Annotated in this window: 1 protein-coding gene; it reads right to left on the bottom strand. The window is 58.5% G+C overall.

Annotated elements, in window-relative coordinates; genetic code table 11:
• Positions 1-239: 239 nt before the first annotated feature.
• Complete coding sequence (locus tag ACQR0Z_RS35005) at positions 240-728, bottom strand: hypothetical protein (RefSeq protein WP_434878268.1); 489 nt, start codon at positions 726-728, stop codon at positions 240-242.
• Positions 729-1,042: the final 314 nt, after the last annotated feature.

The following is a 1,042-nucleotide window of genomic DNA, read 5'->3' as shown; positions in this document are numbered from 1 at the left end:
GGTGCGGCGTCTCTGCACGCGGCTCACCTTCCGAGGCCTGCTATCTATCATGCACAGCACGTCTCACATTGACGTGCCCGTCCGATGGACTCGCGATCGGGGCTACGGATGTGCCATGCCCCTCATCCGGATTGCTGCGCAATCCGACCTCTCCCGGCAAAGGGCGGGAAGTTCGTAGGGCGGATTTTGTGACTCAGTCGTACTGATCCGCCCTACGCGCTTTTCCGGGTTGCGCGTTTTCAGATCCCTTCTTCGCGAAGAATTTGCTTCGCCTCTTCGTCATTGAGCGCAGCAGCTTTCCTCACCCAATAGATAGCCCGCTCTGGATCCTTTGCGGCACCATTGAGGCCATGGGCGTAGTTTACGATCATTTCCCGAATGGCCGCCAGATGACCCGCTTCCGCCACTCGCTCCTTCAAGTCGAAAGCTCGAAAATAGCGCTCCCGGGCAGTCCCGGCTCCAAGTCCGCGCCGAAGAGCTCCCGAAAGATAGAGAAGCGAATCGAAGTCCTCGGGGCGGATTGTCCGTTCGGCCTTTTCCATCCAGCGCAAACTAGAAGAGCTGTCGCCCCTATCTTGCAAATACTCAGCCATCTCGATCATGGCCAGAATAGAGCCTTTTGCTATGAACCGCTCCAAATAGGCAACAGCGCCTTCCTCTTCACCTTGTCTAAGAAGGTCCCGAGCTTCTCCCACGTCAAAGCCGATCGAGTCCGAGAAGATGCGCATGGTCTATTCCGTCGGCTTTTTGACTAGCTCGTAGGGCAGATGAGTGGAGCGTAATGCGCCTAACCGAATTCTAGCAAACGTGTTGTCCTGACAAAAGCGGCGGATTACGCCTTCGGCCAATCCGCCCGACGCGCCGGCCGCAGCAAACGCAGTCGCCGATGACTGCGCAATCTCGGCATGTGCGGTGTGCTCCCTCTCCCCGTTCTTTGCGGGGAGAGGGTTGGGGTGAGGGGCAGCCACGCGGGCGGTGCGGCGTCTCTGCACGCGGCTCACCTTCCGAGGCCTGCTATCTATCATGCACAGCACGTCTCACA

The sequence above is a fragment of the Bradyrhizobium sp. HKCCYLS3077 genome, from assembly GCF_051167555.1.
GTDB lineage: Bacteria > Pseudomonadota > Alphaproteobacteria > Rhizobiales > Xanthobacteraceae > Bradyrhizobium.
This window is presented reverse-complemented; position numbering and strand designations above follow the sequence as displayed.

Bases quoted from the DNA above. Each gene is read 5' to 3' on its own strand.
- ACQR0Z_RS35005 (WP_434878268.1), bottom strand. From the start codon at position 728: ATGCGCATCTTCTCGGACTCGATCGGCTTTGACGTGGGAGAAGCTCGG.